At 43.4% G+C, this 16997-nt stretch carries 13 protein-coding genes; 3 read left to right on the forward strand and 10 right to left on the reverse strand.

Annotated elements, in window-relative coordinates:
* Positions 1–54: 54 nt before the first annotated feature.
* The 6 genes from leuS to K5Q29_RS03850 all read right to left on the reverse strand — a co-directional run bounded on the left by leuS (position 55) and on the right by K5Q29_RS03850 (position 8488).
* On the reverse strand, positions 55–2556 hold the full coding sequence (gene leuS, locus K5Q29_RS03825) for a leucine--tRNA ligase (RefSeq protein ID WP_136647396.1): 2502 nt from the start codon (positions 2554–2556) through the stop codon (positions 55–57).
* Between the two features lie 393 nt (positions 2557–2949).
* Positions 2950–4053 (reverse strand): hypothetical protein, encoded by a 1104-nt coding sequence (locus K5Q29_RS03830; protein WP_105138848.1) that lies wholly within the window; start codon positions 4051–4053, stop codon positions 2950–2952.
* 31 nt (positions 4054–4084) lie between these two features.
* A complete protein-coding gene (locus K5Q29_RS03835; protein WP_105138849.1) occupies positions 4085–5977 on the reverse strand; it encodes a M13 family metallopeptidase in 1893 nt (630 codons plus the stop codon).
* 55 nt (positions 5978–6032) lie between these two features.
* The gene (locus tag K5Q29_RS03840) at positions 6033–6872 is read right to left on the reverse strand and encodes a metal ABC transporter permease (protein ID WP_105138850.1); all 840 of its coding nucleotides are present in this window, start codon (positions 6870–6872) and stop codon (positions 6033–6035) included.
* The gene (locus tag K5Q29_RS03845; protein WP_044693436.1) at positions 6865–7725 is read right to left on the reverse strand and encodes a metal ABC transporter permease; all 861 of its coding nucleotides are present in this window, start codon (positions 7723–7725) and stop codon (positions 6865–6867) included. The genes K5Q29_RS03840 and K5Q29_RS03845 overlap by 8 nt, the downstream gene beginning before the upstream one ends.
* Positions 7718–8488, reverse strand: coding sequence for a metal ABC transporter ATP-binding protein (locus tag K5Q29_RS03850; protein ID WP_105138851.1), 771 nt, complete (start codon positions 8486–8488; stop codon positions 7718–7720). The genes K5Q29_RS03845 and K5Q29_RS03850 overlap by 8 nt, the downstream gene beginning before the upstream one ends.
* 43 nt (positions 8489–8531) lie before the next feature.
* Here K5Q29_RS03850 and K5Q29_RS03855 point away from each other — a divergent pair, with 43 nt between their 5' ends.
* Positions 8532–8801 carry a hypothetical protein gene (locus K5Q29_RS03855; protein WP_228477862.1) on the forward strand — a complete coding sequence of 90 codons (270 nt, stop codon included), beginning with the start codon at positions 8532–8534 and terminating at the stop codon, positions 8799–8801.
* Between the two features lie 229 nt (positions 8802–9030).
* Here K5Q29_RS03855 and K5Q29_RS03860 read toward each other — a convergent pair whose 3' ends face one another.
* A complete protein-coding gene (locus tag K5Q29_RS03860) occupies positions 9031–9954 on the reverse strand; it encodes a metal ABC transporter solute-binding protein, Zn/Mn family (RefSeq protein WP_105138853.1) in 924 nt (307 codons plus the stop codon).
* Between the two features lie 125 nt (positions 9955–10079).
* On the opposite strand from K5Q29_RS03860, the gene K5Q29_RS03865 reads away from it, so the two are divergent.
* Complete coding sequence (locus K5Q29_RS03865) at positions 10080–10739, forward strand: metal-dependent transcriptional regulator (protein WP_105105628.1); 660 nt, start codon at positions 10080–10082, stop codon at positions 10737–10739.
* Positions 10740–11080: 341 nt separating this feature from the next.
* On the opposite strand, the gene K5Q29_RS03870 is transcribed toward K5Q29_RS03865, so the two are convergent.
* The 3 genes from K5Q29_RS03870 to K5Q29_RS03880 all read right to left on the reverse strand — a co-directional run bounded on the left by K5Q29_RS03870 (position 11081) and on the right by K5Q29_RS03880 (position 13989).
* Complete coding sequence (locus K5Q29_RS03870) at positions 11081–11266, reverse strand: hypothetical protein (RefSeq protein ID WP_172699574.1); 186 nt, start codon at positions 11264–11266, stop codon at positions 11081–11083.
* A gap of 76 nt (positions 11267–11342) precedes the next feature.
* On the reverse strand, positions 11343–11786 hold the full coding sequence (gene dtd / locus K5Q29_RS03875) for a D-aminoacyl-tRNA deacylase (RefSeq protein WP_105095511.1): 444 nt from the start codon (positions 11784–11786) through the stop codon (positions 11343–11345).
* A 1-nt stretch (position 11787) separates the two neighbouring features.
* Positions 11788–13989 carry a bifunctional (p)ppGpp synthetase/guanosine-3',5'-bis(diphosphate) 3'-pyrophosphohydrolase gene (locus tag K5Q29_RS03880; RefSeq protein WP_014636726.1) on the reverse strand — a complete coding sequence of 734 codons (2202 nt, stop codon included), beginning with the start codon at positions 13987–13989 and terminating at the stop codon, positions 11788–11790.
* Between the two features lie 255 nt (positions 13990–14244).
* On the opposite strand from K5Q29_RS03880, the gene sntA reads away from it, so the two are divergent.
* Positions 14245–16686 (forward strand): heme-binding protein SntA, encoded by a 2442-nt coding sequence (sntA, locus tag K5Q29_RS03885; protein WP_105138855.1) that lies wholly within the window; start codon positions 14245–14247, stop codon positions 16684–16686.
* Positions 16687–16997: the final 311 nt, after the last annotated feature.

Here is a 16997-nt window from a genome sequence, read left to right on the forward strand (position 1 = left end):
TTTTCGTCAAAAAAACGACCTCCAATACGGAAGTCGTTTTCTTATTATTTACATTTATTTCACAACAATATTAACCAGTTTGTTCGGAACACTAATCACCTTCACCACTGTTTGACCAGCGATTTCAGCTTGGACTTTTTCGTCTGCAAGGGCAACTTTTTCAAGCTCTGCTGGTGCTAGGTCTTTGGCTACGGTCAAGCGGGCTTTTACCTTACCCTTGATTTGGACAACGATTTCTACTTCGCTTTCTACTAGCTTGCTTTCATCATAGACTGGCCATGCGACATAGCTGATTGACTGGCCTGTTGCTTCCAGACCTTGCCAGAGTTCTTCTGCCAAGTGTGGTGCAAATGGGGCAATCAATTGGACAAAGCCTTTGGCGTAGTCAACATAAAGCTTGTCTTCCTTGTTGGCTGCGTTGACAAAAATCATGAGCTGGGCGATAGCCGTGTTGAATTTCAGGTCTTCAATATGCTCTGTCACCGTCTTCACAGTTTCATTGTAAACTTTATCAAGCGCTCCGCTATTTTCCGAAGAAATTTCCTTCGTTGTAATCAGGCGGTAAACACGGTCAAGGAACTTACGGCTGCCCTCGAGACCTTCTTCTGACCAGGCGATTGACGCATCAAGTGGGCCCATGAACATTTCATAAACGCGGAGGGTATCCGCACCGAATTGCTCGACCACATCATCTGGGTTAACCACGTTTTTAAGGGACTTGGACATCTTAGCAGGTGCCTGCTCCAACTCCTCACCAGTTTCGATGTTGAAGAAAGAACCATCACGTTTCTCCACCTTGTCGGTCGCCACAAGCGCCCCACGGCTGTCGCGGTAGCTAGTTCCCAAAATCATGCCCTGGTTAAAGAGTTTTTGGAATGGCTCTTTGGTCGGCACAACGCCAAGGTCATAGAGGAACTTGTGCCAGAAGCGAGCATAAAGCAAGTGAAGGACCGCGTGCTCAGCACCACCGATGTAGATGTCCACTGGCAACCAAGCTTTGAGAAGCTCCTCATCTGCCAATTTCTCGTCATTGTGCGGGTCGATATAGCGGAGGTAGTACCAGCTAGAGCCCGCCCATTGTGGCATGGTGTTGGTTTCACGGCGGCCTTTGACACCGTCTTCACGCACCACTTCCAACCAGTCTGTCAAGTTAGCAAGAGGTGACTCCCCTGTACCTGAAGGCTTGATGTCTGAGGTTTTTGGCAATACCAGAGGTAACTCATTTTCTGGGACTGCTGTGGAAGTACCGTCTTCCCAGTGGATGATTGGAATTGGCTCACCCCAATAACGTTGACGGCTGAAGAGCCAGTCACGGAGGCGGTAGGAAATTTTCTCCTGACCGACACCATTTTCTTCCAACCAAGCCACCATTTGGGCAATAGCTTCTTCCTTATTCAGACCATCTAGGAAATCTGAATTGATGTGGGCACCGTCTTCTGTGTAAGGTGCCTCTTCTACATTGCCACCTTCCAAAACTGGAATAATGTCCAAACCAAACTGTTTGGCAAATTCCCAGTCACGCTCATCATGGGCAGGAACGGCCATAATAGCACCTGTTCCGTAGCTTGCAAGGACATAATCAGCAATCCAGATTGGAATTTCACGACCGTTGACAGGATTGATTGCGTAGGCACCTGTCCAGACGCCTGTCTTGTCTTTGGCAAGGTCTGTACGGGCAAGATCTGATTTGAGGGAAGCTTGGCGTTTGTACTCTGCCACAGCTTCTGCCTGTTCAGGCGATGTAATGCTATCCACCAAGTCATGCTCAGGGGCAAGGACAGCATAGGTAGCTCCAAAGAGGGTATCTGGACGAGTTGTGAAAACAGTGAAGTCCTTGTCTGTGTCCTTGATCTTGAAGGTCACGTTGGCACCTGTTGACTTGCCGATCCAGTTGCGTTGCATATCCTTGATCGACTCTGGCCAATCAACTTCTTCCAAGTCATTGAGCAGACGCTCTGCGTATGCAGTGATTTTCAACATCCATTGACGCATTGGCTTGCGAACAACTGGGTAGCCACCACGCTCAGATGTTCCATCAGGAAGCACTTCTTCGTTGGCGATGGCTGTTCCCAATTCCTCTACCCAGTTGACAGGCACTTCTGCCTCGTAGGCTAGGCCTTTTTCATACAACTTAGTGAAAATCCACTGGGTCCACTTGTAGTAGTTGGGGTCAGTCGTATTAACCTCACGGTCCCAGTCGTAAGAAAAGCCAAGGGCGTTAATCTGACGTTTGAAGTTGGCAATATTTTCTGCTGTAAAGTCAGCTGGGTCATTTCCCGTATCCATAGCGTATTGCTCCGCAGGCAGACCGAAGGCATCCCAACCCATTGGGTGAAGAACGTTGTAGCCTTGGGCACGCTTGTAACGGCTGAGAATGTCCGTCGCCGTATAACCCTCTGGGTGCCCAACGTGCAAGCCCGCACCAGACGGATAAGGGAACATATCTAGGGCATAAAAGTTTGGCTTTTCCGCATCTGTTCCTGTTTTAAATATGTGATTTTTTGCCCAAAATTCCTGCCATTTGGGCTCGATTTCCTTGTGATTGTAGAAGCTCATATCATTTCTCCATGTCAATAAATTATCTTTACTATTATATCACGTTTTTGGGGAATTGGGAAAGACAAAAACAGCCAGTTTTTACGCTATACCTATGAACAATCTCCTTCACTTTTAAACTAAACGTCCCATACTGACTTCCACTGTAACTGAACTTAATCCAAAGCGTTTTTAAATGAGAGGCTTTGTTTGCCCTTTTCTGAAAAAATATGGAGAACAAACCTTTAGAGTTAAGCATGATAAAAACCAGTTAAAATGAACCTACTACAGATTTTAACTGGTTTTATCGCTCATTATTAAATTCCCCTCAGCTTAAATGGTAATGTGAAAACCAATCCGCTTACAGACTATTCTCCGTTTGAACATAGATATGAGCCTGTCTTATCCCGACACTTATTCATAGCAAATTGTTGCAATACCACTACCTTGGCGGAACTTCTTTTCAAAATCATCTGACACAATATTCTGACTGCAATTGTTTGGACTAATAGAGGCACTTTGAGATTGAAATTCATAAAAAAATTCTTTTAAATCCGACTGATAAATACCTTTAAAAGATGCTGCTTCCTCTTTATAAATATCTTCTTTAATAACGTTTTCTATACACTCAAACCAGTCAGCTCTCGACCTAAAAATAAAGACAGGCTTTTCTTTCCCTTTATCACTATAGTACTTAGCAATTCGAGTTAAGATGATAGCAGCCACAAAGCGTTTGTAGGTATTTATGTAAACTTTATTGCTTTTATTAATTTTTATATCACTTTTATTTTTAGAAGCAAACGGAACCAGATCTAGATTACAAATTGGAAGGTTTTTAAAGATGTTAAAACTATCTACCGTTTGTTTTTTGACAATCCGTTTTAAATTGTCAATCGTATCCTCTAAGTAATTAGCCGAATCTTTCCTCGCTAACAATCCTTTATAATACGTTTTAATATAGTAACAACTATCCTCCTGCTTAGGACCTGTTGGGTTCTTTTCTCCAATGATAATATTTGCTATATTTTCATCAACAATAGTATCCCAATCCTTAGACGGACTTTCACCTGCTATCTCTTCCAAACGTCTTTTTATGATTTGCATCTCTTGATGAAGTACATTTTCTCTGTTGACTATTTTGTCATAAACGTCATTAAATAGGGGCTTATCACAAAAATCAAACATCCTTTGAATATAGGGAGTAGAGGTCTCCTTTGTAAATTCATCTATGAAATTGATGACAGAACTTGCTTCACTTGCCCAAACATTTTCAGCAACGCCTGGATTATATAAACAGCAGTAGAAGTTTGCATTTAGATAATCTCCTTGAACTGGCTGTGGCAAACTATACTTCGTAGCAGCCCTATCATGATTTAACCAAGCAAAATCCAACTCTTCATTATCATATGTCCTGATAAATTCATTTATTTTTTGAGCCCCGTTACCGTCGTTAATCCAAGGGTTATATTCTTCTAAATTAGTCTTCTGATACCATTCTATCAGTTTTTCTACAAGCATAATTTCTCTTCTTTGATTATATTTCCCATTTCTACCAAATAATCACACGGTCTTCTTTAGCACGCCACATGCCGTCGCCTTCTTGAACGCCAAATGTTTCATGGAATTCATCGAAGTTTGGCAACTGAATGTTAGTACGCAGATGACCTGGTGCGTGGACATCGACACTCGCCAACATCTGCATGAACTCAGGACGAGCCTTCATTCGCCAGATGCGAGCAAAGTTAGTGAAGAATTCCTCTGCGGAGAAGTCTTCCTCTGACTTGGCTGCTTCTAAGGCTGCAGCAATCCCACCAAGGTCGGCAATGTTTTCTGACACGGTCAACTTACCATTGATTTTGGCACCATAAGAATCCTGACCCTCAAACTGGTCAATGACCTGCTGAGTACGAGCTTCAAAGGCTGCATAGTCTTCCTCTGTCCACCAGTTATTAAGGCTACCATGCTCATCAAAGGAGGCGCCGTTGGAGTCAAAGGCATGGGAAATCTCGTGGGCAATGACGGCACCGATACCGCCATAGTTAGCTGATGAAGACTGCTCTAGCGAGTAGAATGGTGCCTGCAAAATCGCCGCTGGAAAGACAATCAAGTTTTTCTGTGGGTTATAGTAGGCGTTGACCATGTGGGCTGGCATACCCCACTCCTTAATGTCCACAGGCTTGTTCCACTTACTCCAACCATGAGCAATGTCAATCTTGTTTAGTTCGATAGCATTGTCCACCAAGGACTTGCTTGGGTCAACAATCTTCTTATAATAACGCTCTGGCAAGGCTTCTGGGTAGCCAATGTAAGGCTTGATGACATTGAGCTTGGTAATAGCCTTGTCACGCGTTTCCTGAGCTAACCAGTCTGCCGTTTCCAAGCGGGACTTGTACACCTCAATCATCTTAGCAACCTTGGCTTCCACATCTGCCTTAGCCTCTGGTGAGAATTTCTCCCCTGCATACCAAAGCCCCAAGGCCTGACTGAAGAAACCTTGAGCCAAGTTGTAGGCTGCCTTTTCCGTATTCTGAGCCTGCGGTGTACCAGAAAGAGCACGAGCATAGGCCCCGTCCAAAATCCGAATCTCGTCCGATAAGAAAGAAGTATAAGAACGAGCCGCCGCAAAAATCAAGCCAGCCTTGAGCAAGTCCCAGTTTTCAGGACTGTAAATCTCATCGGCTGCCTGCCAGAAACGCTCCTCAGGCACGATAATCTTGTCTGGCACCTGTCCTAAAATCTCCTCAAAGAAAGCAGTCAGTGGCAAGTTTGGTGCCAAGGCTGCAAAGTCTTCCCATTGGTAAGGATGATAGAGTTTGGCATACTCTGACCCCTCTTCACTGGACAGAACATACTTAGCAACAATTGCATCCAAGGCCAAGACCTTGTCCAAGAGCTCTGCAATTTCCTCATCGCTAAAGCCAAACTTAGGCAAGAGAGTCTCCTGACACTCCCGCCAAGTCTTGAGTAATTCTGCTCCTTTTTCATGACCTTCTTCATAGTAGGTCGTATCTGGTAAGATGGTCGCTATGCCATAAGCCCACAGAACGTTGGTTTGGGCATCCATAAAGTCAGGTGCCACACCAAAAGGCATGAGGTTTGGCTTGCCTGCCAACTCATATTCTGCCAGCTTGCTGGTAAATTCTTCGAAAGAGTTGAGAGCCTTGTACTCCGCAATCAAGGCTTGTGCTGGTTCTGCACCCAAACGGTCACGGGTTTCATAGTCGGCTACTTGTTTGTGAAAGGCCACAAAGTTTTGCAAAACGCTATCTTCTGGGACGTTTTCTCCCGCCAACCAAGCATTGGTCGTGTCAATCATGAGCTTTTCAATCTCGTCCGCCAGGTCTGAGAAACCACCTGTTCTTGGCTTGTCATCTGGAATCACGGCTGTTTTTGCCCATTCACCATTGACGTATTCGTAAAAATCATCTTGTAAACGTGTCATTGATTTTCTCCTTTATCTTTCTTAATGACTATAATAACAAAAAATTCTGACAATTTCACTTATCAGATGACCGTGACCAAGTATTTTTTAGAATAATACTCGAGCAAACCACAAGAAGGCTGACAACGGCACAGGTCCCTGACATGGTTAAATCCAGTTGATTGGCTACTAAAAAACCAAACACAACCGTTAGAATAGCGATACCTTGCCCTAAAAGAAGCAATTGCCAAAAGGATTTGACCCAACGTAGGGCAGCCATACTTGGTGCCACCAAGAAAACAATAACAGTCATCGAGCCAATCGCTTCAAAGGCCAGAACAGTAGTTAAAGAAACTAGAATCAAAATAACCATTTCTAACATCCTTGTTCGTAAGCCAGACAAACGAGCATGGTTGCTGTCAAATAGGTACACTTGTAAACGATGGTAAGCCCAAGCAAAAAATAGAACAATAACCAACCAAGCCAAACTCGACTTGACCAGACTAACAGGGAGTGACCAGGCTAGAACATCCATACGATGGAGCGGAGCAAAAAGTACTTCCCCCTGCAAAACCAGATCCACATCCAAGTGAACATTGCGAGCAAAAAGAGAAATAAGCAAAACCGCCACCGCAAAAAAGAAAGAAAAAACTAGACCTGTTGCGGCATCATGCGCTATCTTTCGACTATGCAGACGGTCAATGGCAAGAACCGATAATAACCCAAACAGACTGGCACCAACTATTAGCAACGGCGAATCCAAACTATGACTAATAAAAAATCCCAGAACAATCCCAAGCAAGACAGAATGCGATAGAGCATCTGCCAGCATCGATTGATTTTTTACAACCAGTATCGAGCCAAGCAAGCCACAAGAACTAGCAATAACCATCAAAATGAGTAATACTTCAAACACGACCATTCTCCTTTCTGACATAGGTAACATACACAAATGCAGACAGGGTCAGACCTGTCAGACAGACGATGATAGTCGGTCCGGTCGACAAGCCAGATACACTAGAGCTAATCCAGGTCCCTACGAAAGCCGACCCAATTGCAACGATTCCTGCCAGTAACAGACTCTTGTGATACGATTTTCCCAGCATCAAGCCAAAGACAGCTGGTGCAATCAAAAAACTACTCATCAAAATAGCTCCAACCAACTTTAATCCTACTGCAATTAGGCAAATCATCAAAAACATCGTCAACTGCTGTAAGTACTTTACACGAACACCAATAACCCTTGCAAAAGTTTGATCAAACAGATACAGCTTATAGTCTTGATAAAAGAAAGTAAACAATGCCAAAGCCAATAGAGAAATAATTCCGATGAGTATCACATCATCCAGCTGAATAAAGGCTGCCTGTCCAAATAGATAGGTTTGCAATCCAGCCTGGGAAGCCCCTGCAAAGGCTTCATTTCCCTGAATAGCATTTTTCAAGACCATTCCCAAACCAAAGAAAGAAGCAGACACCAATGAAAGGGCATTGACTAGGCTGTGACCACCTTTTCGACGCAGCCAATGGACAAGTGCATAAGAAAGGTAGCCTGACAACACTGCTCCTAACAGCAAGTAGAGAGGATGTCGCGACTGAAAAATCATGAAAGAGACAATCACTCCAGGATAAGAAGCATGCCCAAGAGCATCCCCAAGCAAACTCTGTTTAGTAAGAACAGATATACTTCCGATAGTACTGGCTGCTACAGCTAGACTAACGGTCCCTAAAGCGACTGTCCAGAAAGAATACTCTTTGAAAACCTCAAACATGACTGCCTCCTTTGGTATTTCCTAGAAACAGCCCATTTCCTATGCCGTAGGTCGCCTGATAATTCTCACTTGTCAAAGTCTCATCCATCGGACCAGAATCAATCACATGCTTATGAAGCCAGACAAGGTGATCAAAGTAGGCATCCAGCGTCGTTAAGTCATGATGAATGACAATGGAAGTTTTCCCTTCACATTGGAACTCCTTGAGCATATCCATGATCATGATTTCTGTTGCCTGATCAATCCCTGCCAGAGGTTCATCCATAAGGTACAATTCTGCTTCCTGTGCCAGGGCTCTCGCTAAAAATACCCGCTGACGCTGCCCACCTGAAAGCTGATCAATCTGACGATGGCGTAAATCTGCAATTTTTAACCGTTCTAGAGCCTGCTCAACAATCTGTCTATCAGCCTTAGTCGGTCTTCTAAACATTCCCTTACTATGAGCAAAGCGTCCCATCAGAACAATTTCAAAGACTGTTGCAGGAAATTGCCAGTTTACTTGACTGGATTGGGGAATATAGGCTACTTTTTGAGCAATCACCCTCTCTAGACCTGCCTCCTGACCAAGCAAGCGAACCTGTCCTGTGTCAGGTTTTTCCAACCCCAAAATGACCTTGAACAGACTGGACTTCCCAGCACCATTTGGTCCAACAATAGCCGTCCGACTCCCTCTGGGAATCACCAAATTGACATCTTCTAAAGCCATGGTCTGGCTGGCTGTATATGCTAAATTGACATCTTTTAATTCAATGATTGCTGACATATTTCCTCCTATTTTAAAAAACGATATACCTCATTCATACTCAATGAAAATCAAAATCAGACCAACCTACCAAGCTGAGAAAGTCGATAAGATTAAGATACCGTACCAACAAATTGCTGGTGAGTCCTATGCACCTCTCATTTCAACACATCAGTACATGAATTTGATTTTCGCAAAGCACCAATGCTTCTTTCAATTGTATGTTTATAATTCTGTTAAAAATGGTCCAAAAACGGAAAGAACTCGACCTAGACCGAGTCCTTTTTACTACTCATTTGAAATCCCTATTCACGCACAGACTACTGATATATAAAGTCCCGCTGTGAACCAACAGCACCGAGGTCTACAAACAGTATTTCTAATCAAGGACCTCAGATTTGCTACTAACGCCTATCCTCCCCCAAGCGTTGCTACCTCCTATGGAAAGAGTCCTATACTACTTGTGCTCGAAATAATTGATTGTCCCTCATATTGGTACCTGTCAACTCTACCTTCGGCAATTTCTCTAGTCTTCATTGAATAGCAAGTCCGTTGGATCTGTACTATTTCAGATATTTAACCATCAGTTTAATATTATGTTTGTACATGTCGATAAAGGTATCCCCTTCCTCACCTTCTGGTGCCAAGGAATCTGAGAATAACTCCTTACCTTCGCCAGTAACAACTTCAACCTGACCACCTTTGGCTTTTACTGCCTCTTGCAATTTCTTCATGCGTTCTGGATTAGTTGTAGACTCTGTAAAGATAGCTTTGATATTGTGGTCGATGATTAGGTTAACTGTCTCAATCATGTCACTATTAGCCACTTCTGAGTCGGTGCTCACGCCCTGAGGAGCATAGAGAGTGAAGTCATAACTAGCAGCAAAGTAATTAAAGGCATCATGTGGTGTTACCAAATAGCGACTTTCTTTTGGAATCACACTTAATTCTTTTTCTACCCAGGCATGCAAATCATCTAGCTGCGCTTGGTATTTTTCTGCATTTTTCTGAATCATCTCAGCTTTAGCAGGTAAGAGTTTTTGTAGTTCCTCTGAAGCTACAGCTACAGCTGACTTGTACAAGGGAATTGAAAACCAGAAGTGCGGATCGACAATTTCTTCTCCATCCTCATCCATCGTATTCAAGTCTTTTGCATTAAAGTTTTTAGAAACAGCTACTCCGGTCTTCTCCAAAGCTTCAACCATTTTACCTTCAAAGTGCAAACCGTGGTAGAGAACAAGGTCAGCCTTTTGTAATTTTGATAAATCACTAGATTTGGCTACGTACAAATGAGGGTCTTCTCCTGCTGGAATCAGCAAATCACGTTCCACCTCATCGCCCGCCAACTGATAGACCATGTCATTGAGGAAGGAAGTAGTCACAGCCACCCTTGGCTTACTAGAGCCTTCTGTGGTTTGCGATGGACGACAAGCTCCTAGTCCTATTAGGGACAATAGCAGAGCAAAACTGAACAATATTTTCTTCATATAGGTTCTCCTTTTATTTTTATTAAGCATACCTAACTTTATAATTAGATTAATCTAAAAAAATCATTTTGTCAACTGATTTTTAAATTTTTTGATATAATAGTCTCAGTAGAAAGCGAGTTCTCATGACACCAAACAAAGAAGATTACCTAAAATGTATTTATGAACTGGGTCAATTAGACCAAAAAATTACCAATAAACTCATTGCAGAGAAGATGGCCTTCTCCGCACCAGCCGTTTCTGAAATGCTCAAAAAAATGGTAGCCGAAGAACTCATTTTTAAGGATGCCAAGGCAGGTTATCTCCTCAGCCAAACCGCCCTCGAAATGGTAGCTAGCCTCTATCGCAAACACCGCTTGATTGAAGTATTCTTAGTTGAGCAACTTGGCTACTCCCCAGAAGAAGTACATGAAGAGGCTGAAATTTTAGAACACACCGTTTCAGATCACTTTATCAATCGCCTAGACCTGCTACTGGAACAGCCCCAAACTTGTCCTCACGGGGGAAGCATTCCTCAAGCAGGACAACCGCTCATCGAACGCTACCAGACACGGCTGTCACAGCTAACTGAGACAGGGAACTACCGGCTTGTCCGCATCCATGACTTCTATCAACTCCTTCAGTACTTGGAACAACATGAATTAGCTGTCGGTGATTTACTAACCGTCACAGACTTCGACCACTTTGCCCAAACCATCACCATCCAGTACAAGGACAAAGAGCTCGCCGTCCCAACAGCCATCGCTCAACAATTATTCATCGAAAAAAGCAATCGCCCAGCCTAAACAAGCTGAGCGATTTTTTCTTCTAAAATAAATAGTTACCTCTTTTTCAAATTACGGAAAATAGTTGCTTCATCACCTATTTTTTATAGCATTCAATAATTATTATAGCACAGTTAATAAAGAATTGTAGTCCAATTTATACTCATTTAAAATCAAAAATAGCTACCTACGACTTAAAGTGGATATGGAGCGTTTCGATTTTGTTATTTTTTTAGAAGAAAACAGCTACTTGAAATCCACAATCCTCATTTCAAACTTATAAATTAAGGTTTCACATGTTATAAGCAACTTAGACTTGCTATTTTTGATTTTTATTGAGTATTATACATCAAAAAACCAGCCTACTCTGGCTGGTCTTCTTGTAATCGCTCTTTTAGGCGACGACGGTATAAAATCTGCGATGGAATGAAATAAAGAAAACTTGCCAAAATAATCCAACGTTTATCTATTCCACTAAAGTAAATCACTAAAATCAAAAGAAACGCAGTCGTCAAATAAAAGAAATGATTTTTGAGCAATTTTTTCATAGCAGCCTCCATACCTATTTTTTCAATATTAGTATATCAAAATACATAACCAGAGTACATACCATTGCCAAAAGTTTTACTTATTTTTCGTATCCAAAACAATGGTCACCGGCCCATCATTGACCAGACTAACCGCCATATCCGCCCCAAAAACGCCCACTTCAACAGGCACAAAGGCTGACAGGGCTTTGTTAAAAACATCATAGAGTTGGCTGGCTAGGGCAGGAGCTGCTGCTCCTGTAAAGGCAGGGCGATTGCCTTTTTTTGTGTCCGCAAAAAGGGTAAATTGGGAAATAGATAAAATCTTTCCCGCCACATCTTGAACGGACTTGTTCATCTTGCCTGCCTCATCTGAAAAAATCCGCATATTGACGATTTTTCGAACAGCATAGTCCAGGTCTTCCTGGCTGTCATCTGGTCCCACACCGACTAGGAGCAAAAGTCCCTGTTCAATTTGCCCATGGATACTTCCGTCGATGGTCACACTGGCCTGTGATACACGTTGTAATACAATTTTCATCTTATCCGTTGGTCCTTTTCACTGAGTAAACTTCTGGCACCGACTTGATCTTGTCCACCAGACTGGTCAGGGTTGCTAGGTTAGAAATACCAAAGGAAACGTGGATGGTTGCAAACTTCATATCCTTGGTTGGCTGGGCATTGACCGAAGAAATGTTCTTGCTGGCATTGGTCAAAACCTTGAGGACATCATTGAGGAGACCTGAGCGGTTGAGACCGTAAATGTCAATATTTGCCATATATTCCTTGGTCGAATTTTCATCCTCCCAGTCCACATCAATCAGGCGGACATCGTAGTTTTCTTGGCTCTTGAGATTCATACAGTCTACACGGTGAACAGCTACCCCACGCCCCTTGGTAATATAGCCGACAATTTCATCGCCAGGTACTGGATTACAACATTTGGCAATCCGTATCAGCAAACCTGATGCCCCCTCAATGACCACGCCACCTTCGTGACGGATTTTCAGACTATCTTTGTTGTCGTGTTTGACTTCGCCACCGTTGACCAATTCATCCGCGACAGCTTTGGCCTTAGCCCGCTCAGCTTCGCGACGCTCTTTTTCTGTCAGACGGTTAAAGATTGATATGGCAGAAACTTCTCCAAAACCAACTGCCGCAAAAAGGGATTCGTCGGTCTTATAGCTGGTCTTTTGCAGGACCTCATCCATGTGGCGACGGTCCAGGTATTGGTTGGGAACATAACCATTTTCTTGGAGTAGGTTCTGAAGCATCTCACGCCCTTTTGAAACAGACAATTCCTTGTCCTGATTCTTGAAGAACTGCTTGATTTTATTGCGAGCCTTGTGGGTTTTAACCAGGTTGACCCAGTCACGACTTGGACCGAAAGAGTTGGCTGAGGTGATGATTTCCACCTGATCGCCTGTCTTAAGCTTGGTCGTCAGAGGCACCATACGACCGTTGACCTTGGCACCTGTCGCCCGCTCGCCGACCTTGGTATGAATTTCATAGGCGAAGTCAATCGGTACGGAGTCCTTAGGCAATTCACGCACCGCACCATCTGGCGTGAAAACGTAAATACGTTCTGTAAAAATATCGTCCTTGACAGAATTTACAAAGGTTTGCGCATCCCCAGCCCCTTCTTGGAGTTCAATCAGGTTGTTAATCCAGCGCAACTCTTTTTCACTAGCAGTTGCCTTGCCACCACGCTTGTAAGCCCAGTGAGCTGCCACCCCGTATTCCGCCACCTGATGCATTTCCATGGTCCGAATTTGGAACTCGATTGGACCTCTCGGTCCGTAAACCGTGGTATGAATAGACTGGTAGCCGTTAGCTTTTTGGTTGGCAATGTAGTCCTTGAAGCGACCTGGCATAGGTTTCCACAATTCATGAATATACCCTAACATAGCATAGACATCGCTCGGAGTATCCATGATACAACGAATGGCAATCAAGTCATAGAGTTGATCAAACCGCTTTTTCTTATCGTGCATTTTGCGATAGATAGAGTAAATATGCTTGGGTCTACCGTAAATCTGACCATGTAGATGGCGCTCTTCTGTATAGTCTCTTAGCTTATCAACAACTTCATTGACCAACTCTTCCCGTTCACGACGCTTCTCGCTCATCATTCGAGTAATCTTGTAGAATTCAATCTCATTGAGATAGCGGAAAGACATGTCTTCCAATTCCCACTTGATAGAAGAAATACCTAGACGGTGGGCAAGCGGTGCATAGATTTCCATTGTTTCACGTGAAATGCGTTCCTGCTTGTCCTTGCGCAAGTGCTTAAGAGTCCGCATGTTGTGCAAACGGTCGGCTAATTTAACCAGAATTACCCGCATATCTTGAGACATAGCAATCAGCATATTTCGGTGGTTTTCAGCCAACTGCTCCTCATGAGACTTATACTCAACCTTACCCAGCTTGGTCACACCACCGACAATATGGCGAACCTCTGGACCAAATTCAGCCTCCATATCATCCAAGGTTACATCCGTATCTTCAACCACATCATGTAAGAAACCACAGGCAACCGTCACAGCATCCAGCTTGAGTCCTGCTAAAATACCTGCTACCTGGATCGGGTGTACAATATAGGGCTCGCCCGATTTACGAAATTGGGACTTGTGTGCCTCTGTCGCAAAATCTAAAGCTTTCTTGACAAATATAACATCTTCTTCCGGTAAATAGGTGGCTGTCAAGGCAACCACTTCCTCCCCAGTGTAGTTAATTTCTTTCATATCTTTACTCTTCCTCTTATATTTCCTACTATTCTACCATTTTCACGAAAAAAGAAAAAGGAATCTAACATAAGACTACTAATTACAAATAATCTAAACCAAGTTCAGATTCAGCGAACGTTCTTGTTTTCTTTCGTTTTCTTGTTGTTTTCACTCATTTTTCAAACGAACGTTCAGAATTAGTCTTGAATTTTGCATTTCTTAGCTGTATAATGATTGTAGAAGATTATTACAAAAAGAAAATGGAGGATTCTTATGAATTTTCGTTTCAGTAAGTGTGCTGTAGCACTCACACTAGCTCTCTTGGCTGCAAGCAATCCAAAATTAGCTCAAGCCGAAGAGATTCTCAACACAACTCCAGCTTCTTCAACAGAAGCAAGTCAGGCTGTGCCAGTTGAAACTGACACCACAGAGAAAGCTGATAGTACAGAATCTCCTGCTCCAGCCACTACCGAAGCTGAAAATCCAAGCTCTTCCGAGACAGCTGAAACTAGTGATCCTACGAGCGAGACAACTGACACAACTGCTTCAGAAGCACGCACGGTCACTCCTGCTGCAACTGAAACTAGCCAGCCTGTTGAAGGACAAACTGTTGATGTTCGCATTCTCGCAACAACTGACCTCCATACGAACTTGGTCAACTATGACTATTACCAAGATAAACCAGTGGAAACGCTTGGTCTAGCAAAAACAGCTATTCTTATCGAAGAGGCAAAAAAAGAAAATCCAAATGTTGTATTGGTAGATAATGGAGACACCATTCAAGGTACTCCTCTTGGAAATTACAAGTCTATCGTTGATCCTATTGAAGAAGGCGAACAACATCCTATGTACGCTGCCTTAGAGACGCTGGGATTTGACGTCGGTACACTTGGCAACCACGAATTTAACTACGGCCTTGCCTACCTCGAAAAAGTAATTCGTACAGCCAACATGCCTCTAGTCAATGCCAATGTCCTCGATCCGACTACGAAAGACTTTCTCTACACCCCTTATACCATTGTGAAAAAGACATTCACAGACACCGAGGGTAAAAAGGTTACACTAAATGTCGGTGTTACAGGAATTGTTCCCCCTCAAATTCTCAACTGGGACAAAGCTTATCTAGAAGGAAAAGTGATTGTCCGTGATGCAGTTGAAGCCGTTCGCGATATGATCCCAACCATGCGAGAAAATGGCGCAGACATCGTTCTGGTCCTTTCCCACTCAGGTATCGGCGATGACCAATATGAAGTCGGCGAGGAAAATGTCGGTTACCAAATCGCCAGCCTAAAAGGAGTTGATGCGGTTATCACAGGTCACTCCCACGCAGAATTCCCAGGAACTGCCGAAAAACCAAGCTTCTACGCTAAATATTCTGGCGTGGATGATACAAATGGTAAAATCAACGGTACTCCTGTCACCATGGCTGGAAAATACGGTGATCACCTCGGTGTGATTGACCTTAATCTAGTCTTTAAAGATGGCAAATGGACAGCTACTTCTAGCAAAGCGGCTATTCGTAAAATCGATACAAAATCATCTGTAGCAGATGGTCGCATCATCGACCTTGCTAAAGAAGCCCATAACGAAACCATCAACTATGTGCGCCAACAAGTCGGTGAAACAACTGCTCCAATCAACAGCTTCTTTGCCCTTGTTCAAGATGATCCTTCTGTACAGATTGTTAACAATGCACAGATTTGGTATGCAAAACAACAGTTGGTGGGGACTCCAGAAGCTAATCTACCAATCCTATCTGCGGCTGCACCATTTAAGGCTGGTACTCGAGGCGACGCTTCAGCCTATACAGACATTCCTGCTGGCCCAATCGCCATCAAGAACGTAGCAGACCTTTACCTCTACGACAACGTTGTAGCCATCTTGAAAGTCAACGGTGCCCAACTCAAAGAATGGTTGGAAATGTCCGCAGGGCAATTCAACCAAGTTGATCCAAGCTCAACAGAGCCACAAAATCTAGTCAACACAGATTTCCGCACTTACAATTTTGACGTTATTGATGGAGTAACCTATCAGTACGATATTACGCAACCAAATAAATACGATCGTGATGGTAAGGTAGTCAACGAAACTGCCAGCAGAGTTCGGAACTTGCAATATAATGGACGAGATGTGACAGCTGATCAAGAATTCATCGTTGTGACCAACAACTACCGTGCAAACGGTACTTTCCCTGGGGTTCGCGAAGCTTCTATCAACCGCTTATTGAACCTGGAAAACCGCCAAGCCATCATCAATTATATTATCGCTGAGAAAGTTATCAATCCTACAGCAGACAATAACTGGACCTTTACAGATAGTATCAAGGGACTCGACCTCCGCTTCTTGACAGCAGATCGTGCGAAAGCTCTAGTTGCTGACCAAGAAGGTATTGTCTACCTACAGGCTTCAACTTCCAGCGAAGGGTTCGGCGAATTCAAATTCGTCTATACTGAACCTAAAGTAGTGACTCCAGATGAACAGCAGTCAGATCAAGGTAACACAGGTCAAGATATTGTACTCGAATCTGGTCAACGAATTACTCTTCCAGCGGTAAATCCACCTGCTCCTGCTCCACAACATAAATTGGCAAGTCCACATTCACAAGCGAGCACCAAGACACTCCCTGCAACAGGAGAAGCTACTTCTATGCTTAGTCTGCTTGGCCTCACTTTGATTGGTTTTGTCGGCGCATGGACTAAGAAAAAAGAACATTAAAATAGACGAGACTGAGCAAAAACTAGCCCTTGTTCAAGCCTCATTGCTTTTGACTCGTCACGAACCTCTTAATACCCAATGAAAATCAAAAGCAGCCTAGGAAACGAAGTCGAAGATAGAACTCTGTTACTATCCTATTTCAAGGTAACAGGCTGAAAACCTCCACTGGAGCTTTTCACTCATCAAGGCTCTTGACAACGGATAATTTTGGTTTTCGAAGAGTATAAAGAGGCGTTCGTACGACTTGTCACTATACCAATACCCTTTTGCACTCAATAAAAAAACACAGATAGACTCAAGCTGATTTTGAT

Origin of the sequence: Streptococcus sp. 2018037, assembly GCF_019754195.1 — a bacterium.
In the GTDB taxonomy this organism is placed as follows: Bacteria; Bacillota; Bacilli; order Lactobacillales; family Streptococcaceae; genus Streptococcus; species Streptococcus hashimotonensis.